The following is a 21735-nucleotide window of genomic DNA, read 5'->3' as shown; positions in this document are numbered from 1 at the left end:
CGTAAGCATAGAACCCGTTAGTCTGATAACTATTCTTTTTCTTTCAAAAGGCTCGCGATCGGATAAACAACACCTGTTTCAGGCAAGAACGTCTCATTCGGCCCCTGCAACAATTCAGGTGTAAAACCGTGGAGCGGAATTGTTACTTTTGCTTGCATTGCATCTGCTAGCCATTTAATCTGAGCGGCGGATGCATGGCCGGATACCCCTAACACGACGAACTCCATGCCAAGTTTATCGACCCACTCGAACAATCCGGCATACATAGGATCAAAGCTTCCCAAAGGCACACCGTTCGAGTGAACGTATGTAGCGCCTTGTACAGGCAGATCTAATAATGTCATCATCTGATGATAGGAAGATTGGAGCCACACTTGTGAAAAGTCGCTTTTCAATTGTTCAATCGTTATCGGCTCAATCGCATCGATTAGCCTACTTACTTTTGAATCATCATCAAGTAAATAGCGCACATGCGGTGCTTCCATGTTGTATGCCTGCACTAAATAAGCTGTTTCCGGCTCGAAGACTATGATTTTCCCTTTTTGTCTTGCCGCTTCTATCAATATCTCCAAGCGTTTCACATTTCGATGATAAATATTGAAAACAATCGATGGCGAATCGATCTTCAGCAGCGCAGGGATTAACTCATCCGCTTCACTTTGAATGACTGGATTTTTATCGAGAAATTCCTCTTGTACATTCGTCGTTTCTATAATTAAAATGTCTGGAGATCCTGCTACATTTGGTAAGTTTGCAGTATCAACATCGTCTTCATGTAAACGGACATCTCCCGTGTAGACAATCGTTGTATCCGGTGTTGTAATCCGCATTGCTGACGTACCCGGCGCATCGTGATTGACGGGGAAAAACTCGACTTGGATATTCGCAGACACTTGTATCGGCTGATGGAACGGGACGCTCTTCACTTGCCCCTCCACATCTACAGATTCTTCCCCAATTGCATGCAAGTGTCCATACAATGTTTTGCTCTCTTCACTCATGATGATCGGGATTTCCGGGTGGACGTATTGCAACAAACCGATATGATCTAAGTGCAAATGAGAGATAGCAATCGTTGTATCTCCTTTTATCTCATCCGTTGCAAATAGATTTGGAATCGCAGGGAGAACACCAAGTCGTTTCAAATCGGAAATAACATGCTGAGGGCGCAATTGAACGCCCTTCAGCAAGTTATTTTGAAACACAACTCCAAAATCTGCTATCAATCTTTCGTTCTTATACGTTACTTCAAAAATAGTTCCGCCAATAGTCTTTAAGCCAGCATAAAATTGAATCGTTGTTTGGCCGTTTTTGAAATCATTTTGTTCCATCATTTTGCTTGATCTAACGCTTCTTGCGCTTTCGTACTCATCGCTTCTAACGTTTCAGCTGGCGTTGCACCTTCAAATAACATCTTATCTAACTCTACAGAAATTGCATTTTTCATCGCGTACGAACCAGGTAAACGAACGTCGATGAATCCATCCGCGTATTGAGCATTCCCAGCTTGGTACGCTTCGTTTTCTTCAATAAAGGATAGCCAATCTTGCCCTTGTTGAGCAGATTCTCGAACTGGTAAATACCCTGTTGCTTTTGCCCAATCTACCGTATTTTCAGGAGTAATCAAGTATTTCATGAATTCAAATGCCGCCGCTTGTTCTGCTTCTGTGCTATTGGCAAACATTGTAATGTTCGTTCCTTGGAAAGGAGCTGCCGCTTCGACATCTTTCGGAAGTGGAGCTGTTGACCAGTTCATATTTCCTGCATCTTTCGCTACGTACGCAAGACCTGCACTTGAACCGATATACATTGCAACGTCCCCTCTAGTGAATGGACCTGATAAGTATCCATCTTCACCAGCCATACGTGCCGAACCATCTTTCAGCATTGTATCGATAAATGTTAATGCGCGTAGACCTGCATCTGTATTGAATAAAACTTTACCTTCTTTTTCATCGACAAAGTCCCCGCCAGCTTGTTCGAACCACATGCTAATTTCATGTGCCAATCCGTTTTCAAAACCCATACCTACAACTTGTTTGCCATCGATTTCTTTTGTTAATGTTTTTGCGGCTGCTGCTAACTCATCCCAAGTTGTTGGAGCAGTCAATCCGTTCGCTTCAAAATAATCTTTGTTATAGAAAAGAACACGTGTTGATTTGTTAAATGGTAAACCTAATACTTTATCGCCAAACGTATTATCGACTCGGAACACTTCGCTAATATCTTCATAGCTTGCATCCGCAGGGAACCCATTTTCTCCATTGATCATTGGTGCCAAGTCTACTACTAAATTATTTGCATTATACTCTGTCATCCACTCTGCATAAGCTTGTGCAATTGTCGGTGATGTTTTTGCTTTTGCTGCTGCAAGTAACTTTTGAGACAAATCACCATAGCTGCCTTGGTTCACTAGTTTCACTGTAATGTTTTCATTTTCTTCACTGAATTTTGCTGCTGCATCTTCCAACCATACTTCATGATCACCATTCATCGCGTGCCAAAATTCAATTTCTACTGGTTCCGTTGTTTCTGTCTTTGCTGTTTCTGTTTGTTTTTTATCGCCTGATGCTGCATTTGAAGCATTGCCCTCTTCTTTATCGTCGCCACAAGCAACTAGTAAAACACTCACCATTAGTAAAAATACGAGTAAAGAAAACTTTTTCATGTGTCATTCTCCTTTTTTATGTTTTATCAAATAGAGTGTTAACTGTTCAATACTTCAAAACCCCTACGCAACACCTCCTCAAATGTCCGCTCCTCAACCTTTAATGCCAGCTCCTGCAATGCCTTTGATAATGTACTTTTGCAAGAAAATGAATAAAATAATCATCGGCAAAATAATCATCGTAGAGGCTGCCATCAACAGTTCATACACAGTCCCTGCTTCCGTTGAAAAGCTTGTGAGCCCGACAGGTAACGTTCTCATTTCCTTTGAATTTGTTACAATTAAAGGCCATAAAAATGCGTTCCATGACCCAATCGCTTTCAATAAAATAATCGTAACGATCGCCGGCTTCGCAATCGGAATCATAATGGACCACAAAAACCTGAAATTTGTGCAACCATCGACACGAGCTGCATAGTTCAACTCTTTCGGGATTTTCATGAAGAACTGTCTTAGTAAAAAGATCGAAAAGATGCTGGCAGTCCATGGAATAATAAGGGCCTCGTAACGATCAATCCACCCTAAATTCGAGAGTAAAACAAAATTCGGTACAAGTAACACTTCGCCTGGAACCATCATCGTTCCAACTAATAGGGCAAAGAGGACATCCTTCCCCCAAAAGTTCAATTTGCTAAATGCATAGGCTGCTAAAATGGTTGTAATGACCTCACCAAGCGTACTAAGCACCATGACAATGACTGAATTTAAAAAGTATGTAGCAAAAGGAGCTTTCTTAAATGCTTCTACATAGTTATCGAAACGAAACGTTTCCGGAATCCAAATAGGCGGCATCATCATGACTTCGTTCCCACTTTTAAGCGAGGTCGAAATCATCCAAACGAAAGGTAATAGCATTAAAATGCTGCCGATCCCTAGCAGACCGTAAATAAATGTCTTCGAAAGAGGACTCGTTTTCATGTTCTTTCTCCCTTAATAAGTGATTTTTTTCTTACTGACATAAAACTGCAGTAATGTAAACACGAAGATGATGGCGAATAAAACATACGCCGCTGCTGAAGCGACTCCGAAATTCCATTCTCCGTAAAACTTATCGAACACATAATACACAACCGTTAATGCGCTATTCGATGGACCCGCTTTTCCGTCAAACAACGCATAAATTTCATCGAACACTTTAAATGATCCGATAATCGAAATGATGGAGACGAAAAATGTCGTAGGTGCCAATTGAGGCAGCGTGACATGTATGAATCGATTCCAACGGTTGGCCCCATCAATTCGTGCCGCATTATAATAGGTGTCTCCAATTGTTTGTAAACCTGCTAAAAAGATGATGATGTTATAACCGAGCCCTTTCCAAATCGATAGAATGATAAGGGAAGGCATCGCCCATTCCGTACTTGTAAGCCAATTAATCGGGTCCACTCCGAACCAACTAAGAAAATAGTTCATTATTCCGTAGTTTGAATGAAAGATCCATCTCCATACGATCGACACGGCTACAACACTCGTAACGAATGGGATAAAATAAATCGTTCTGAAAAACTTATTGAGAAACGTGATCGAATTCAGCATTAAAGCAATCCATAGTGATAACAGAATAGAAACAGGTACAACACCGAGTACAAAGATAAACGTATTTTGCAATGCTTTATGGAAAACGGCATCATTCCACAAATAGACAAAGTTATCAAAACCATAACGATGAACGACATCATTGAAATAGTCGTACTCAGCATAAAAACTCATAAAGAATGACTTAATCATCGGATAGATGGTGAAGACTCCGATAATGAGCAATGCTGGGGATAAGTAAAGAACTGCTTTAGCTGTTTCTTTGAGTTTCATCGTCCAATTGCCCCTTTAAATAAATTCTTTCACCCGACTTCTGGAAAATCCGGATATCTTTTTGATTCGCTTGAACATGAATGGCTTGTCCAACTTCGATACGGTCTTCTTTTTTCAGGAAGAGTCGTATTTTATCCTCTTCGGTGCCAATAACCGCAAGTGTATCTTTACCGATCCGCTCTATGTACTGTACTTCCTTAGAAATTCCGGTAGTTGAAAGGTATAGATTTTCGGGGCGAACAGCAATTTGTACCGGTTGGTCAGGTGCGTCAATGGAAACGTCATAGCCAAAAGGAGTTTGTAGTACGCCACTCACAATGTCCCCTTCAAAATAATTCATTGGCGGTGAGCCGATGAAACTTGCGACAAATTGATGATTCGGTTCATCATACAAATTTTGAGGAACATCAAATTGCATGAGCTCTCCTTGGTTCATCAAGAGAACATGGTCTGATATACCGAGTGCTTCTTCTTGGTCATGTGTCACAAACACAGTCGTAATTTTAAGTGCTTGCTGTATTCTTCTAATCTCTTCCCGCATCGTTAAACGTAGGCGGGCATCTAAATTTGACAGCGGTTCATCTAATAATAAAATCTCGGGTTCTCTCACTAAGGCACGCGCGATTGCTACACGTTGCTGTTGCCCACCCGATAACATACTTGGTTTTCGATCTAGTAAATGATCAATTTCGACGAGTTTAGCCATTTCGATTACTTTTGCTTTCGCTTCTGTTTTTTTCACTTTATGCATTTTTAAAGGAAACATAATATTTTGCAATACTGTCATATGCGGATAGAGGGCATAGTTTTGAAATACCATCCCAATGCCGCGTTTCTCCGGTGTTAGTTTTGTGACGTCCTTGCCGTTGAACAAAATCGCTCCATCGGTTGGTTCATAAAGTCCTGCGAGCATAAATAACGTTGTACTTTTCCCACAGCCACTAGGTCCTAATATAGAGACGAGTTCCCCTTTCGGAATCGTGACATTCAGTTGATTCACTGCAGTTGTATTTGAAAATTTCATGGATATATTCTGTAATGTAATGGTCATCATAATGCTCCCTTACTAATTAGTGTGCAGCAGTTCAGTATAGCAGTGAAGTTGTCGCAGAATATTGAGTTACTGTAAATTTCAAATAAAGGTTCTGTAAAGAAAAAAGAGAATTGATAAGCTCAACTCTTCTTTCTCTTTATTACCAAACAACTTTCCAATTGTGATTGACGGTTGCTTTGACTGTTTGTCGTTCGAGAATATAGGTCGTGATGAGTTCTGTCATATCCAAAGGGATTTCTTTTACAATCGGCTTATCCTTGAACATCGCGTAATTCCCCCCGCCACCAGCGCGGTAATTATTCATGACGACATGATAGATCCCGTCCATATGGATCGGCTCCCCTTTATACGTTAATGTCGTTACTCGTTCGCCAATCGGTTTGCGAATATCCAAGACGTATTCAATTCCTTCCCACATGTCGTAATTATAATGTTGGGGTTTTGGATCGATAAACGCTCGGTTTACTTCAAGTTCTCCTGTTTCATTCCTCATAAAATAGGAGGCACTCTGTTCAAGTGCATCTTTAATATCCTGTCCACTGACAGAAAGAACTTTTAATGTATTTGGAAACATGTAATTCGATATGATGTCGCGCATTGTGACATTTGTTCTGAATCCCGGAGATTGGTTGCTCAATAAGGAGGTAGAAGAAATATCCACACCAGCAGCTTCCATTTGCACTTTGTTAATAAATTCAATCGCAGGATGCTCACTTGTTCGTACCGAAAAATCATCAGTGATGACCATATCTCCTTCGATCTTTCCGATCGGTTGGTCGAGCCACTTTTGCGTTTGTGCTTCTATATCTGATGTTAAGCTCAAAATTTCCTGATCAGCTTCCACTTCTTCGATTGGAAGTAATTCGGAAGTTTTATTAATAATTTCGTTATTCTCATTTAACGTGAGGGTCACTTTCCCCATCATTTGCCCGTTATTCGATGGTTGCACGATTGCTACACCATTCACATTGCCTGCTAACGTGCGATGTTGGTGCCCTGTCAGCAAAACGTCGATTCCCTCGACTTCATGACAGATCGCAAATCCTTGATTTTCCCCAGTTAAAGGTTCAGCCGGTTCACCAGTTTCAAGATCGCATTCAAATCCTCCATGATAAGAAACGACCACTACATCGGGACATTCCTTTTCTCTTATATGGGCAACCCATTTTTTCGTTTCTTGAAGACAATCTTTGAAATCGAGCCCTGCTATATTTCGTGCGTCTTCCCAATTCGGTATGTAATGAGTGGTAACCCCTAAGATCGCTATCTTTACGGAATTTACCGTTTTGATCAAATAAGGTTTTCCAAAGTATGGTTCGCCTGAAGTTGTAGAAATAATATTCGCAGAAAGCCAAGGAAAATCTGATTCTTGTACTGCACGATTCACTACTTCCATCCCATAGTTGAATTCATGATTTCCAATGATGGCAGCATCATACGATAAGTGATTCAAGACGCTGATCATCGGGTTCTTTTCATCTTTTGCAAACTGGACATAGTAATAGGTTAATGGTGTACCTTGGATGAGATCCCCATTGTCAATGAGAAGTAGTTGTTCATCCAAAGCGCGTTCTTGTTTTATGATTGTCGCAAGTTTCCCCAGTCCAACGTCTGCTATTTCGTTCGTTCCATAGTTCTGCGGATAAACACTTCCGTGAATGTCGCTAGTCTGTAGGATTGTTATTTTTTTCATGAATTCCGTCTCCCAGTTTATGTTAAAAATCAGGTTATAAAGTTATACTAGAAAGCTATCTCATCATAACAAATCAAAACTGAAAACCATCAAAACTAACAAGAACATTACAAAAAATCAACAAAAAATTTACAAATGTCTGTGCACTCAACATTTATTATGTGACGCATAGGTCTAAGAAATAACAAACCCCTCCAAAGCCTTTTCACGGCTCTGAAGGGGTACTGTTCTTTTACATATTTGCTTCGTTAACACTTACGATGCTACTCTGTAGTAGCCTCTGCAAAATACAGATTTATTCGGTTTTAGTAAGATTAAAATTGAATTCACAATATCGGCGGAAGAGATGATTAAATTGAACCAACTACTAAATAAAAGGATTGATTTGATATCACCCGATACAAAGAATGAAGCAATAGCCGGGATTACCGTTAGCACGATAAAAGGCAAGCTCATAAAGACCCAAAACCTTTTCTTTGAAAGAATTGCATTTGTATGTAGCCAAAAATAGATTCCCTTGAACGTTAGGCTTATATCGTCTTTTTTATTGATGACAAGAATATGAAGGGCTTCGTGTAGTACAAAAACAGAAACAATGATTGACAGTAGCGGGAGAATTGAAATTTGAGTGAACCCTACCCCGAACCAATTTGGTGCTAAGAAAAAAATAACCATTAATACGTAAACAAACTTCATAAAATGCTTTCGAAACCATGGATTGTGAATGAAAGGTTTCCATTCTGCCGAATCCAAATGTATCTGTGGCAAATGACGAAACCACACGATCATAATCGTTCCTGCCTTTCTACGATCTAGCTCCAAATAATAGCTAGAAATTGTTTATTAGATCTTCTACTCTTCGTACAAAACGATCAAATGCTTCTTCTGCTTCAACTCGACATCGTACCGTACAAATTACAGGATAGGTAGGACAAAGTTGTAACAATTTCTTCTGCTCCAATGCGATCGGTAAATGACCGTCTACCCTGACATCCCAATATCCTTGGTCATTCTTATAGGCAACAGCTTGAAAATCACTACTCATATCCCTGTTAAAATAGATATGCCAATGACGCCAAGGTAAATGCTCATCAATTTCCTTCGCATAATCACTATAAGAAGTTGTAATAAAAACAAGTTCCATCTCTTCCGTCACACGATCTGCAGGGATGTGTGACTGGCTTGGCAATTCTTCATTATCATATAGAACACCCGCTAACAAATAAGCTAATTCCTTCTTTGCACGTTGAATAGCTTCCTTCTTCGTGGTAGCCGAGCATAAGGGATATTCCCACCCAAACTCTGGAAGTAATGTTGGGAAATGAATTCCGAAACCTTCTTCTTCTTGTTTTATAAATGCTGGATAAGCTACATTCTCAAATGTCATATCACTCAAATACTTGCCGAAGCTCAATTTGACCTTCCCCATGTCCTTGGGGATCCGGCATCCGCATGGCCCACTCGATCGCTTCTTCCCTCGACTCCACATCAATTAAAATAAACCCAGCAACCAAATCACCTGAAAACGGACCTTCCGTGACTACAGGCGTTCCCCCTTCTTCCGGAAACGAAAGGCGAATCCCATTCGAACTTGGATGAAGCCCTTTTGCCATAACTCGCACGCCTGCCTTCACCAATTCTTCATTGTACTTCGTCATCGCTTCCCGGAGCTCTGGGTTCGGAAGATTTTCCCCTTCCGAATTCTTCGAGGCTTTAACAATAAGCATAAATAGCATTAAAATCTCCTCCTTCTTTTATTGGTAAATCTCTTAGAGCAAGAGCATGTGTTACAAATAATTACCGGGTGAATTTTGGTCACCCTCCACCGTGTAATTCAAACTTTCTTCTGATTTTGCATTTTGGTTAATGGCATCCTGATGAATCTTTCTATATTTTTTCTTTCTCCAATCAACTAACAGACCAAAAGTTATAAGCGCTACAATACCCACTGGGAATATCCACATTATAGATATCACCTCTTTCTTGTTATATATATGTTTATCAGTACGTACGTAGTGAAGTAAGCTGCCTTTACATCATTTTTTTGAGGTATGGTATCTTTCTCCATACAAAGATACTAAGTAAAAAACTTAGAACGATTCCTAAAAATGCCGTTATAAGAAATTTAGCCATGACCGGTATTGGTAGGTCATTCAATGTATATTGAAGGAAGACAACTACTGGGACATGGATGAAATAAACAACAAATACATTGTTTGATAACAACACTGACCAACGAGTACTGCCGTTAATTTTTTCTCTAAATAAAATGAGAAGACCGATTATAAGCGATATACACAGTAACGTCTCAATTAATGATCGAGTTAACGAACCGAAGTTTGGCCCTCCCTTTAGAAGAAAAGGACCTACCGTATTTCCTCCAAAATACAAAAGAGTTACTATTACTATTCCAATAACAAGCCAGATGTACCCTGTTCTCGCACTCATCGTTAAAAACCATTTGCGATGATAAGCCATAATGCCTAAACAAAAGAAGCTTACATACTGTGGTACATGTGCAAATTCTGTTTGAATAAACCCTAAAAAACCTGTCCAATGATCAATCGGAAACCATATCCTTGTAATGAAAGTCACTAAACTAACGACCAACCACAGAGACAGAATCTGATAAATCTTAATGTTTTCATCCGATTTTCGTGTGAACTTCTTTGATGTAAAGAAGATCCAGACGACTGAAAAAACAACCGCATACACAAGTAAATGCTCTAAAAACCATAAATGGCCAAATTGCATATCAGGCCATGATGGCCCAGACCAATTCATGGGTTCATTACCAAGTCCCAAAAAAATAGTAGTATAGTAAGAAAAAAATGAGATAGGTCCATAATCTCTGAAATTAATGTAATATAAATACATCAGAATAGGAATCATCACGAGGAATCCCAGTAGTAGTGGAATACCAATTCTAATAAACCGTTCTTTTAAAAATCGTTTCGGCCCTTTTCTCGCGATGGATGGAGGGAGAAAATAGGCGGATAAAAAGAAAAACATACTCATAAAGAATGCTGCATTTACAAAGAAAAATCTGCCCAACCAGTCGATCGATTCATCATCCATAAAATACCACCAACCACCTGGTCCATAAGCTTGTCCAGCATGGTGAGCAACTACAAGCATAATTAATGCTATTTTTATATTGTCGATGAAATATAAACGTTCACTCTCTCTTTTCACCTATAAACCCCTTTCCTATTAAAAGTTACTCTCTGACCTTCCAAATCTACTTTTTTAACAATTATGCGAGAAAGTCTAGAACCCGCTTGATCACAAGTTTCGTCGCGTCAGCATTATAAGACGGTAAACTGCTGTCGGTGAAGAGATGTTCTTTGCCTTCGTACAGAAAAAGTTTAGCGTGATTGGCTGACGCTACAAGCTCACGGGCCGCGTCGATGTCGCCGTCTTCAACGAAAAAAGGATCGGCACTCATGGCGTGAACTTGCACAGGCAAGTCGGCCGGCCACTGAGATTCAAACGCCGAGGTCGGGAGGCAGGCATGAAAAAACAGTGCGCCTTTAGCGCCTTCACGGGTTTGGGCGAGCTGCTGTGCTGCCGGGACACCGAGTGAAAAACCAGCATAGACGACATCACGTGAAAGCTCACTGGCTGCCTGAATGCCGCGCGCCGTCACTTCTTCAAATCCGATTTCCTTAACAAATGCCAAGCCTTCCTCCAGCGAGGAAAACACGCGGCCGTCAAATAAATCCGGCACGTGCACAGTATGCCCCGCATCTCTCAGTTGATCGGCGATTGCTTCAATCCCCTTCGTTCGGCCTAAAACATGGTGTAACAACAAAACTTCTGCCATCGTTTTTTTCCTCCAATTTAATTAAATTCCCTATGTCTAAGTTTCGACAAAAAAGCCTGTTTGACCTGCCAGAATTTTACGATTTAGAAATATCTACCTTAATGAGCGCCCTTGTTTATGACAACCTTCGGCTCATAGTCACAGATCACCTCAATTATCCCAGTGTCTACTGGATAAATATGATGTTCCAAACGATGTGCTAGATTGTCGGGAAATAAGGGTTTAAATCTGTCTAGATAATCAGAGTCTACCGCTTTAAAAAGGTGGAGGGCGAATTGATCCCTAACACTCTCCTTAGGATAATTAAGGTAAGACATTGGAATCTCACTTGTATATCTAAAAGACACTACTCTATCACCCAAATATTTCACTCCACTATCGTAGATAAAATCCACTTCGATTTTCCTTGAATCAATCAGGGTTATAACTAATCCACTTTTAGGATCAACTCTTAATTTGAAGTTAATCGCTATACCCAATTCTTCGGCAAATTCTTTAGTAGGTGTCCAAATAGTCATTGTAGGGTGCCTTTCCATGTGTAGTCCCGCCCTTCACCTTGTTTTATTCTTAAGGAATTATTAACCCTTCACAAGAAGCTATTGCCTCGTTAGTTCAATAAAAATAAGCCCTCAAGCTGCTCAATGATCTTAAAGAAGCACCCGTTAATTGAAGGAAATTAATAAGATTATGGAACCAACTATTAGTAAGAGAATCAGTATTCCTGCACCTTTCCAACCGAGACTCCCAACTAAATCCTGAAGTCCTCCACCGTGAATACCTCCTGTAGGGTTTCCTTTTAATTCTTCTTGTCTCAATCTTTCTCTTATTTCTTCGGGTCTTTCTTTATCTGAATTCAATAAAACACCTCCCTATTTTCTGGCTTCTTCAATAACTTCGTTCTAATTAGCTGATCTTCACTGGTCCGCTAACTTTTCTCCTGTAATGATTTCAAATAGTTCTGCTGACTTATCTTCGTCTAATCTGACATATTGATTTGCACCCATGAGTTCTACTTTATCTTTGTTTGGGGTGATCCATAGTTCATATAATACTGCTTTAGCTTCAATGTTGGTGTTTGTAAAACGAAATGCAAATCTGTAATCAGGAGAGTTTACCCTTTCTGCTTTTGCATTTATCCAATTTGCCTCTTTTAAGATCTCTCTCACTTTTTGAACTTGCTCATTGTCAGTGATCTCTCTGAGTTCTTCGTAGTTATTGTTATTTTCATCGCCAATAAGCTTTTCGACTACTATACTTTGTTCCGTATTCTGGATATCGTTTGAACAACCTACTAACAACATTGAAAATACCCCGATTAAGCAGATGAAGAAATTAATCGTTTTCAAATTCATTCCCCCTATTGCGCTCAGAGCAATTAATACATTATTCGACAACTTTAAAGTCTATCGTCGCTTTCATATTTACTCTTTCTCTGTCTCCCAAGTAGAAGTCCGTCTCGCTATGAACAACATAATATCCAGAGGGGAAGCCATCATTGCCCCAAAAACGTTTCATGTATTTCGCGTAATCACTTGGGTCACCTGCATCATATCCACCACTTTTCACGTATTCTTCTCGATAAGGTTGCCCTGTTTAAGGACTGTTGCTAATCCTATGTCCTCAACGACAAAGTCAATATCAAACCCTCTAACCTTTTCTTCCAAAGGAAAAAGAATAGCCGAGGAAGAATGATAAATAGTAACCTCCTCTTGATCTCCTATATACGTTATTTCACCGAATAATTTCAGATCATCCCCATTTGCATACTCCTTCTTTTCACTAACAAGTCGGAAAACAAAGTCCCCTTGAACATTCTCGTCTATTGTCTTTGTAACTTCGTATTCTTCTAAATCACTCTTACTAATTTGATGGGGTGAGCCACAGCCAGAAACAAAGAGGACTAGAATCGTTACAAGTGCTATGAAATGTTTACAAATTTTGAGCCCCTCCTTTCCTCACAATCTGACTAGATTGTTGAACACAAGTTAACAACACTCTTCACTAATGTGCCCCTTTAGTTCAAAAAGTTCTATAAAAATAGCGTTAACCCCTTCTTGGATCAACGCCTCCGTTAGCTTAATAAAAACTTCTTAATATAGAAAAACTTGCTCATAGAAGCGAGTCTCTACTTACTTATCTCTTATTCCTCGGTAATTATCTCTAATAAATTCTAAATTCTTTACTGCTAATTCGGGTTGTAGAGATTCTATAAAATCCAGGATATCCTTCTTAGAAAAAGGATTAGCATAAAATCTCTTTTCCCCACTCCTCTTTCTTATCCTATTTACTCTCTTTATAATCTGTTAAAAGATTCACTTCTGTAACCATCCCTCTATTATTCAACAGTTAGATCACCTGATGTTGTTTGGATCGTTAAGCGATCTTCCCCCCTACCAATCCTACCCACTTTTCTTTCACTTCCCTCTTCAAATATCATGTTTTCCAGATTTACAGTAGCTTTACCTGAATTACTATTAAATTTAAAATCGAGTGTTTCCGGCTCTTTTTCGAATTGAATGTTGACATCCCCGCTTGTTGAATTTGTACTAAGCGTAGGAATCATTTCTTCTAAAAACAAGATTACATCTCCTGAAGTAGTATGAATAGCACCCTTTTCGGACCTAAAATTCTTATGACTAACTTCACCGCTTGTTGTTTTAATTATAAAATGATTGAATGTATTATCTCTTAACGAAATGTCACCACTGCTTGCTTGAAGTGACAATGTACCAGTTGTTAGTGATTCCTCTATCGACTGATCCCCGGAAGTCGAATTTACTTTCATTTCCTCTACCTCTATGCTTTGAATTTGTATATCTCCAGAGGTTGTATAAATCTCAAATTTTTTATAAGCTCTTTCAGGCAAGGCAACTTGCAAGGTTAGATTCACTTCACTGCCAAGTCTCAATCCAAGTTTCTTTGTGTCATTAACGTACGATATGTTCAGTTTCTGTTTCTCAACATCTTCCGTAATTTCTAATTGGTATGTATGATTAAACCCTCTTTTGATTTCTCCATTTACACTTACTTTTACATGATTAGTTGAGCTTGGAATCAGTTCAACATCTGCAGCAGTAGTTTGGATCGAGAGTTCTTGTATACCATCAACTTCAATTTCTTGTTCCTCTGATACCGAAACTGTCTTAAATGGGAGGTTAGCCCAATATAAAACGACTACAGCTATGACAACAATTACTAGCGTTACTAAAACTTTTTTCATCTTCATTCCTCTTTTCAGCGTATTTCTCCTCTATCAACATATCAATGTACCAATAACTTTTTATCAGGCTTAGGTATGAGATTGGATACTACTTAAGATTGAAATTCCTCTATAGATTCCCTTTATAAAAGAAAGCGGCTTATCGTTTTAAACCTTCTTTTAATTTAATTGTCTATCGGAAGTAATCATGATGAATAGCACAAGTTATTCATAAAAAACAAAAAAACCTTTAGTACCAGTTAAGCACTAAAGGAATAATGAGGTTTAAATTAATTATAAGAGAATTCATTCAACTTTATTGTTAATTCAGCGTTAATTTTCCCCTGGTCTTAATCTTAAGAAGCCTTTAATATGTTCTTAAACTAACCCCGTTAGTTGAACAAAAAAAAGATCCTCCTGAAGCAGCCCTCTAATCTTCAAGTAAAGCTCTCGTTCGTTTAATACGAACAGAGACGCATCTTAAACAATCGAGGCCCTTTAATAAAAAGGAAATTTTTAAACTTCTAGATCTGATTTTTCTATTTCCCAATTAATCATAGTATCAGTTTTACTAACTTGTTTCATGTTTGATTTTTCTAACACTCTGATAGATCCATAATTGTCACGGAGCGTTTCTGCTACTACTTTATCAACTTTTGAAGTTCTAAATGCCCATTGAATTAGTACACCCACAGATTCTGTTGCATATCCACTATTCCAATAATTTTCAAGTAACCCATATCCTATTTCCACAACTTTATTTTCGTCTGGTTTACCCTTAAAGCCAATATCTCCGATAACAATGCCATCAGCTTTCCGGATAACAAGCCAACTACCCCAATATAACAAAGAGGGATCCTCTTTTAACTGCGTCAAATAGGTTGAAATTTCCGGGCCATTGTCATACGCCTGATTTACAGCGATTTCAACTGTTTTTTCTGTACAAGGTATAACAAGTAATCTCTGTGTTTCTAATTCCATGATTGTTTCTCCTTTTTAATTAAAAGTTATTACTTCAAATAAAAAAAGAGATATGCAAAACATATAACCTCTCCCCTTTACAGTTAAAGATTAGTTTATTATATCATTAACTTTAACTAGACAGTTATTTCATTACGTGTATTCATATGGCCCGATTGTTGAACACAAGTTAAACAACACTCTTCAACTAACCTGTTCAGTTAGTTGAAAAAGAAAAAAGAGCCCTCAAGCCCTAAACGATCTGCACTAAAGCAATCAGTTAGTTGAATAAGGACTATAGACTATTGTGGTAAACATTCCAATGTTTATTTATACTAATTAAAAAAGGAGATGTTGTCATTGAAGAAATTATTATTGACTTCTACTGTAATAATCTTTGGTTTTTCAATCTACAAAGTCACTTCTTCTACTGATTTTGTTGAAGAGAACGCAGTAGAAGATGCGGAAAAAGTAAATGATGTAACTGATGTAACATATCAATCAGTCGACCCAGATCATGAGTGGATTATTGAGTTTGATAAAGGAATAAATGAAACCTTACTAAATACTGAATCACTTTATGTAAAAGACGATAAAAATAACCTTGTTGCTGTAAGTATTCAAAGGGATAATAACACAACTGTTAGGATTCTTCCTCCAGAAGAGGGGTATGACCAAGAAACAGTGTATACTTTGAATATCAATAAGAATCTTGATTTAGAAAACTTAGGGAAATACAATCCTCAAGAGGCACATAAAAGAAATTTTAAAGTAGAAGACAATACATAATTTAAAAACAAAAGCTCACTAATAGTGGGCTTTTAAAATTCCTTTATTGAACTAACCCTTTAGTTCAAAATGTCACCCTCAAAAGGTATCAATCCCAGTAATTAAAAACAATGTCTCCAACTGTTTTAGAATTAAAGTATTTTATAAGCCCTAATTCAGCATCATTAAGTTCATTCTTATTTTCAACTATAATTCTTCCTTTCCTATCCCTTATCACTAACGGCTCGTTTAACTCAGTCGGGCTTAGTACACGGTAGAATGGGCTGAACTCAGCCGTCAACTTTTCATGTTGAATGAATCGAATATTACCTGGGTCGACTGAGGAAGCAAAAGTAACAAATGGATAGATTAAATTGAGTAAAATATACAATTTAAGTTCCGAAACCTCCACTTTTACTATGTAATAATGACGAGCAACTCCAGGTTCGCAAAAAGACATAACATTCCCATCTATATTTTGGATTACCGAATAACATATCTTCTTAAAGTATTCTCCATCTGTCTTCGGATTAGGACCATTAAACCCACTCACTCCATTTAAAAGAATCATTTCACCATACTCCTTTGGCCACTTATCCATTGAAAAACCATTCATTCCCTCTTGCTCTTCTTAAACTAACCTCCCCTTAGTTCAATAAGTTCTATAAAAATAGCGTTAATCCCTTCTTGGATCAACGCCTCCGTTAGCTTAATAAGAAACTTCTTAATATAATCTTGTTTATTTCTAATTACGTATCTCTTATTCCTCAGTAATTATCTCTAATAAATTCTAAATTCTTTACTGCTAATTCGGGTTGTAAAGATTCTATAAAATCCAGGATATCCGTCTTAGAATAAGGGCTGGCGTAAAAATCATCATGAATATCATAAGTTTGAACGATTATTGAATACACTTCATTATTAACTACAAACTCTGAGATGGCTATGATGTATTTATTTTCGCCATTAGACCTTTCAGAATCCGGAATGAGGTTCCAGTCACCGACTTTTTCTATGATCTTGTGGTTCTCCTCAAGGGGAACTTTATCTTTAAAAATTTGTGTGAAGTATGAGTTTTGTTGACTTTGAAAACTTAGAGCTAAGGTAATTTCCTCTGAAGAATAGGAATCTTTGTGTTCACCGCTTTTTGACCAGTAATTAAAACTAGCTTTCTTTAGTGTATACTTTTCCGGATTGTTCATAATCGTTTGTTGTAAATTGTTTGTTGCTTCATCGGAAAGAACTCCCCGACTTCCACTATTGACCTTCCCCTGAACTATAGTATCTAAAGAAGATATTATATGCTCATTGTCCTGAGTTTCCTTTTCTGCTACAGCATAGTGATCTGATTTAGTGTTACTAGTAAAGTTATAATTATTAAGCAACAGCAGGCCTTGGATGGTAAACAAAACAACCGCGGAAGCCAAAACAGCATAATAAACTCCGTGAAACTTTTTGGATGAACTTTTATTTGTTGTTTTACTGTGAATTTTCCGACTTTCATCTCGAGAAAAATGCACATGTTTATTCAAGTATCCCTGTACTTCTTCTTTCACATGTCTATCGAAATTGTCCACTAGCATTACTCCTTTCCAATTTGTTTTGAAGAATTTTCTTTCCACGAAGTAATCTTGATTTAATCGTATTCATATTTACATTGAGGATTTCACTAATTTCGGTCATCGTCAATTGCTGATAATAATAAAGAATAAGTACCTCTTTATACTTGGTTGGTAGTTTGGCTATTTGTTCTATCATGCTTCTTGAAGACTGTTCATTAATAAACTGTTCTTCCGAAGACGGTTCTGTAAAATCGGGTGAAATAATAGGTTTATAAAACAGATTTCTTACGCTCCAACGTTTCTTATAATCCTTACATTTATTGATAGTAATACGTATTAGCCAAGTCTTATAACTAGATTCATGTCGGAAGCTAGACAGATTTTGATAACAAGATATAAAGACTTCTTGAATAATATCTTCACATTCGAACAAATCATTTACATATAAGAAAGCAATTCTTTTTAAATCGGTTGCATAGTCCTCCATCAGTTGATTAAAAATCACATCTAGCGAAACTTCTGAATCGGCTTCTAGATCTATCACTCATTGAACCTCCTTTCATACATTAGACGAGTCTCGAATTGATATTGACTCAAAAAGTTTTTACTTTCTACTTCTTTTGTTCAATAAAAAAAGTCTTCACTCCTTCTTGAAGTAAAGTACCTCGTTTGTTGAAGAAGAGAAGTGAAGCTTATTCAACACCCATTTGAGGAATATAGAAAAGTTCATTAACCCTCTATAAGTGCATAGTATTTCAAGATTTTTCCTTCTGGACTTCCTTTTTCAAATTCCCAGAATGTTTGCAGCGGTGAATAACTAACGTCCAAAAATCAGGTGCTACCCTATTATAAGAAACTATCGACGTGAAGAACGGCGATCCTTTTCTTAGGCATCTCCCACAAATATAAATTTTAATTTCATGTCTTTCTCAAATGACATATCAATTAATTCATTTCTTTCATTCTTTGGATTAGAAATAAAATAACTTATATCCATGCCATCTGGATGTTTAATAAAGTTGGCTATAAACATAAAATTTGAAGCCCATTCAATCGGAAATGGTGTATTTGATTCCGGTACTCCAAATTTTACTGCATCATCTTTAACCTCAAACTCTACATCATATTCCTTCTTTAACTCTTCAAATTTACCATCTGAAATAAGTCGCATTATTTTCCTTGCCTCGCGATCAGCTTCCTGTAAAGATAATCTATAGGTAACGTCTGGAACGAGCTTATATTCTTCAATCTCTTCTTTCAATTCCTCAATTTCTTTTTGTTGATCCTGCATTTCCTTTCGTAGCTCTTCAAGCTGGTTCTCGTATTTGCTAGTTAATTGATTTATTTTATCTTCGTCCGAGCATCCTCCAACAAACAGTAGGATAAAAATGAGTAAACCCAATTTTTTCAACAAATATCGCCCCCTAAAAAAGTAGAATCCATAAGCTTGCTCAACTAACCTGCTCCGTTAGTTCAATATGAAAATAGATCCTTCTTGGCAGCTCAATGATCTTCAAGTAAAGCACCGGTTAGTAAAAAACTCACTTTAAAAAGACTTGTCGAAATACTCCATTGCTAGTATTACTAGCCCCAAAATCGTTAACAACAATCCTACAACAAATGGGAAACCTAGGAATAAACTTTGAACAGCTTCATTCCCAAACCCATATTGCCGCTTTTCCCCAAAAATCGCATACCACAACTGTGAACCAGTCCAACTAGTCATGCTGGGCATATACATCATTGCCATCAGAATTATAGTTAGTGTAGTAAATATTCCCCCTATCATTATAAAACCGCCAATTACAGTCCTTTTCATTCTTTCGCCCCCAATCTCTATCTCCATACAATTTAGATTACCACTTGTTCAACTAACCTCCCTCTTTAGTTCAAAATGACATCCTCAAAAGGTTTCAATCCCAGTAATTAAAAACAATGTCTCCAACTGTTTTAGAATTAAAGTATTTTATAAGCCCTAATTCAGCATCATTAAGTTCATTCTTATTTTCAACTATAATTCTTCCTTTACTATCCCTTATCACTAACGGCTCGTTTAACTCAGTCGGGCTTAGTACACGGTAGAATGGGCTGAACTCAGAACCTCCCCTTAGTTCAATAAGTTCTATAAAAATAGCGTTAATCCCTTCTTGGATCAACGCCTCCGTTAGCTTAATAACTTTAACTTCATTCCATTCCATATTTAGCCCCCCAAGAATTAATTACAGAAACATTTTATGTATTTCATTTAATTAAAGGTAAAATTCTTTTGAACAAAATTCCCCGTTCAATTCCACCCATTAAATTGCACTTTAGTTAGAGAAGAAAAATAGCCGTCTAAGCAGCTCAATGATCTTAAAGACAACTACATAATAAAAACCAAAATTGTTGTGATAATTAAGGACTGTGCAAAAGAAATAACTAAATCATTTTTCCAGTATGTTTTGGAAAAGCGACTGAAAATCCTACCTATCGCAAAGCTACAAACCCATATACTTAAAAACATTATGACAAAACCCAAAATGCAATCCCTCCCCTCACAATCTCATTTGATCTCTCTTGAAAATAGCCTGATTGTCTAAGTAGGCTGAATGAGCTTAAAATGATACTATCCAAATTACGAAAAAAATTAGATTAAATCATAGGAAATCTTTACATCATGTTTGGAATAAATACTTTCATAAATAGGAAGTAGCCAAGAGCACCAACGACTAAGGCAATAAGAATTATGACAATCGGTAAAGTTTTAGTCATCATGGTTGCCACCTTATAAAAATTTAGTTGAACAAAAAAATAGCCTACGAAGCAGCTTAATCATCTTTAAGTAAAGTGTCGTTAGTTGAAGAAGCATCTGCTTTTTATTAAACATTATGGTCGTACTGTATCTTTGATTAATCCTTTATCATTATCGGACATATACTAATTAAGCTAACGATAGGAGATGATAAATATGGATCTCATTTTATGGATGACTGTTTTGTCTGGTACCTTTATCGCAATATTCGCTAATAACGGCGAATGCAAAAAGAAAAAATGTTAAACTTTTCCATATCTACCCGATTTCTTGGTGGATTTAGGAAATGATCCATAGGTTATAGATTTCTTTTTAGAAACACATCTTGTTTCCCCCTAATTAAGCTTAATAGGGGGCTTTTTTGTTGGATAGGTTGTTCGGTCGTGTCTTAATTTCTTCCCTTCTTATTACGCAGTAGTGGTCAACTGCGAAATTATAACTTCCATTAACGGATTAAATTAAACTGCCTCGTTAGTTGACGTAAGGTTTATCACATTAATAAACCTAAGTTCATTTTAAATAATCCAGTAGCAAGTAAGTTGATTTGCTTCTATTATCCAGCACTTAAAACAGCAAGTATGCTAAAATTACCATCTTGCGGTGTTTTATACCACAGATCTATTGTTGATTGCTCATCACTTACATTAATGTATTCATCATACAAAGTCATATAATATTTATCTCCATAATAGTAGAAAATAAATTTCTCAATATAATCTTCTACAATTGGTTGTGAGTTCATTTCTTCCTTTTTTATACTAGCAAAAGATGATGCAATTCCTTTTATTCGAAAACTATCTAATACAGGAAACGGAAATTCCTTTTCCCCAACAATCATTCCACTGTGATAGAGCTTACTAAACAAGTTTTCATCAAGGTAATCAATCGGCTTTGATAAGAAAGCCTTTGCTAGCTGCGTATAATCTTTTTCACTACGGTAAAACGTATCCATTTCAGCATTCATAAAAAAATCATTCTCTAGCGAGATAAAGGTGTATTTCTGATCACCTGAGTAAATGTGAAAGGTAAATTCTATTGGATAACCAGAAGGATATGGACTATCTGTTTGTCTAGTACCTCCAAATTGATTTCGAAATGCTTCAATAACAGCCTTTGAATCTATAACTACTTCCTCATCGTAAGTTTCTAAAATAATCTTATCCCACTCTCCCTGTAAAAACTCAGGTCGAATATATGAGAGTTCCTGAGCTTGATTGTTTACTTCTTTATTTTCCTTTTGTAGATTTTCTATTTGTACCAGTAAACCTTCATTTTGATTTACTAAGCTTTCAACCTTTACGTCTTGAGTAGTTTGATTCCTATTTTGATTAAATATAATTACGAGAAGGATAAGTACAACAACGGACATGATAACATTTAAAACCTTTGGAATACCTTTCATAAC

At 37.3% G+C, this 21735-nt stretch carries 26 protein-coding genes; 1 reads left to right on the top strand and 25 read right to left on the bottom strand.

What is annotated here, in order from left to right; all coding sequences use genetic code 11:
* Positions 1-29: 29 nt before the first annotated feature.
* The 18 genes from MHZ92_RS11290 to MHZ92_RS11205 all read right to left on the bottom strand — a co-directional run bounded on the left by MHZ92_RS11290 (position 30) and on the right by MHZ92_RS11205 (position 15230).
* A complete protein-coding gene (locus MHZ92_RS11290; RefSeq protein ID WP_239431805.1) occupies positions 30-1331 on the bottom strand; it encodes an MBL fold metallo-hydrolase in 1302 nt (433 codons plus the stop codon).
* A complete protein-coding gene (locus MHZ92_RS11285; protein WP_239431804.1) occupies positions 1331-2668 on the bottom strand; it encodes an ABC transporter substrate-binding protein in 1338 nt (445 codons plus the stop codon). The genes MHZ92_RS11290 and MHZ92_RS11285 overlap by 1 nt, the downstream gene beginning before the upstream one ends.
* Before the next feature lie 93 nt (positions 2669-2761).
* Entirely contained in the window at positions 2762-3586 is an 825-nt protein-coding gene (locus tag MHZ92_RS11280; RefSeq protein ID WP_239431803.1) for a carbohydrate ABC transporter permease, read from the bottom strand.
* A 12-nt stretch (positions 3587-3598) separates the two neighbouring features.
* On the bottom strand, positions 3599-4477 hold the full coding sequence (locus MHZ92_RS11275) for a carbohydrate ABC transporter permease (protein ID WP_239431802.1): 879 nt from the start codon (positions 4475-4477) through the stop codon (positions 3599-3601).
* Complete coding sequence (locus MHZ92_RS11270; protein ID WP_239431801.1) at positions 4455-5528, bottom strand: ABC transporter ATP-binding protein; 1074 nt, start codon at positions 5526-5528, stop codon at positions 4455-4457. The genes MHZ92_RS11275 and MHZ92_RS11270 overlap by 23 nt, the downstream gene beginning before the upstream one ends.
* 142 nt (positions 5529-5670) lie before the next feature.
* On the bottom strand, positions 5671-7224 hold the full coding sequence (locus MHZ92_RS11265; RefSeq protein ID WP_239431800.1) for a bifunctional metallophosphatase/5'-nucleotidase: 1554 nt from the start codon (positions 7222-7224) through the stop codon (positions 5671-5673).
* A gap of 255 nt (positions 7225-7479) precedes the next feature.
* A complete protein-coding gene (locus tag MHZ92_RS11260) occupies positions 7480-8013 on the bottom strand; it encodes a DUF3267 domain-containing protein (RefSeq protein ID WP_239431799.1) in 534 nt (177 codons plus the stop codon).
* 40 nt (positions 8014-8053) lie between these two features.
* Entirely contained in the window at positions 8054-8611 is a 558-nt protein-coding gene (locus MHZ92_RS11255) for a type II toxin-antitoxin system HicB family antitoxin (RefSeq protein ID WP_239431798.1), read from the bottom strand.
* 1 nt (position 8612) lies between these two features.
* The gene (locus MHZ92_RS11250; RefSeq protein ID WP_239431797.1) at positions 8613-8960 is read right to left on the bottom strand and encodes a YciI family protein; all 348 of its coding nucleotides are present in this window, start codon (positions 8958-8960) and stop codon (positions 8613-8615) included.
* A gap of 51 nt (positions 8961-9011) precedes the next feature.
* Positions 9012-9173 (bottom strand): hypothetical protein, encoded by a 162-nt coding sequence (locus MHZ92_RS11245; RefSeq protein ID WP_239431796.1) that lies wholly within the window; start codon positions 9171-9173, stop codon positions 9012-9014.
* An 82-nt stretch (positions 9174-9255) separates the two neighbouring features.
* Entirely contained in the window at positions 9256-10419 is a 1164-nt protein-coding gene (locus MHZ92_RS11240; RefSeq protein ID WP_239431795.1) for an acyltransferase family protein, read from the bottom strand.
* A 61-nt stretch (positions 10420-10480) separates the two neighbouring features.
* Entirely contained in the window at positions 10481-11050 is a 570-nt protein-coding gene (locus tag MHZ92_RS11235; RefSeq protein ID WP_239431794.1) for a dienelactone hydrolase family protein, read from the bottom strand.
* Between the two features lie 98 nt (positions 11051-11148).
* On the bottom strand, positions 11149-11568 hold the full coding sequence (locus MHZ92_RS11230; RefSeq protein ID WP_239431793.1) for a hypothetical protein: 420 nt from the start codon (positions 11566-11568) through the stop codon (positions 11149-11151).
* Positions 11569-11712: 144 nt separating this feature from the next.
* Positions 11713-11907 carry a DUF6366 family protein gene (locus MHZ92_RS11225; protein WP_239431792.1) on the bottom strand — a complete coding sequence of 65 codons (195 nt, stop codon included), beginning with the start codon at positions 11905-11907 and terminating at the stop codon, positions 11713-11715.
* Between the two features lie 57 nt (positions 11908-11964).
* A complete protein-coding gene (locus MHZ92_RS11220; protein ID WP_239431791.1) occupies positions 11965-12402 on the bottom strand; it encodes a hypothetical protein in 438 nt (145 codons plus the stop codon).
* 31 nt (positions 12403-12433) lie between these two features.
* Positions 12434-12616 (bottom strand): hypothetical protein, encoded by a 183-nt coding sequence (locus MHZ92_RS11215; RefSeq protein ID WP_239431790.1) that lies wholly within the window; start codon positions 12614-12616, stop codon positions 12434-12436.
* Positions 12617-13385: 769 nt separating this feature from the next.
* Complete coding sequence (locus MHZ92_RS11210) at positions 13386-14270, bottom strand: DUF4097 family beta strand repeat-containing protein (protein WP_239431789.1); 885 nt, start codon at positions 14268-14270, stop codon at positions 13386-13388.
* A gap of 495 nt (positions 14271-14765) precedes the next feature.
* Positions 14766-15230 carry a GNAT family N-acetyltransferase gene (locus MHZ92_RS11205; RefSeq protein ID WP_239431788.1) on the bottom strand — a complete coding sequence of 155 codons (465 nt, stop codon included), beginning with the start codon at positions 15228-15230 and terminating at the stop codon, positions 14766-14768.
* A 339-nt stretch (positions 15231-15569) separates the two neighbouring features.
* Here MHZ92_RS11205 and MHZ92_RS11200 point away from each other — a divergent pair, with 339 nt between their 5' ends.
* A complete protein-coding gene (locus tag MHZ92_RS11200) occupies positions 15570-15998 on the top strand; it encodes a hypothetical protein (RefSeq protein WP_239431787.1) in 429 nt (142 codons plus the stop codon).
* Between the two features lie 88 nt (positions 15999-16086).
* Here the strand turns inward: MHZ92_RS11200 and MHZ92_RS11195 are convergent, their stop codons facing one another.
* From MHZ92_RS11195 to MHZ92_RS11165, 7 genes are all read right to left on the bottom strand, one after another.
* Positions 16087-16593 (bottom strand): hypothetical protein, encoded by a 507-nt coding sequence (locus MHZ92_RS11195; RefSeq protein ID WP_239431786.1) that lies wholly within the window; start codon positions 16591-16593, stop codon positions 16087-16089.
* A 151-nt stretch (positions 16594-16744) separates the two neighbouring features.
* Positions 16745-17554: a hypothetical protein gene (locus MHZ92_RS11190; RefSeq protein WP_239431785.1), complete on the bottom strand. Its 810-nt coding sequence runs from the start codon at positions 17552-17554 to the stop codon at positions 16745-16747.
* Complete coding sequence (locus MHZ92_RS11185; RefSeq protein WP_239431784.1) at positions 17538-18083, bottom strand: sigma-70 family RNA polymerase sigma factor; 546 nt, start codon at positions 18081-18083, stop codon at positions 17538-17540. Before MHZ92_RS11185 ends, MHZ92_RS11190 begins: the two co-directional genes overlap by 17 nt.
* Positions 18084-18425: 342 nt before the next feature.
* Positions 18426-18950, bottom strand: coding sequence for a hypothetical protein (locus tag MHZ92_RS11180; protein ID WP_239431783.1), 525 nt, complete (start codon positions 18948-18950; stop codon positions 18426-18428).
* 135 nt (positions 18951-19085) lie between these two features.
* Positions 19086-19358, bottom strand: coding sequence for a hypothetical protein (locus tag MHZ92_RS11175; RefSeq protein ID WP_239431782.1), 273 nt, complete (start codon positions 19356-19358; stop codon positions 19086-19088).
* A gap of 94 nt (positions 19359-19452) precedes the next feature.
* Complete coding sequence (locus MHZ92_RS11170) at positions 19453-19737, bottom strand: hypothetical protein (protein WP_239431781.1); 285 nt, start codon at positions 19735-19737, stop codon at positions 19453-19455.
* 1146 nt (positions 19738-20883) lie between these two features.
* Positions 20884-21732 carry a hypothetical protein gene (locus MHZ92_RS11165; RefSeq protein WP_239431780.1) on the bottom strand — a complete coding sequence of 283 codons (849 nt, stop codon included), beginning with the start codon at positions 21730-21732 and terminating at the stop codon, positions 20884-20886.
* Positions 21733-21735 lie beyond the last annotated feature (3 nt).

It is taken from the genome of Sporosarcina sp. ACRSL (assembly GCF_022346605.1).
In the GTDB taxonomy this organism is placed as follows: Bacteria; Bacillota; Bacilli; order Bacillales_A; family Planococcaceae; genus Sporosarcina.
Note: the sequence above shows the minus strand (reverse complement) of the source record. Positions and strands in the feature narration are given on the sequence as shown.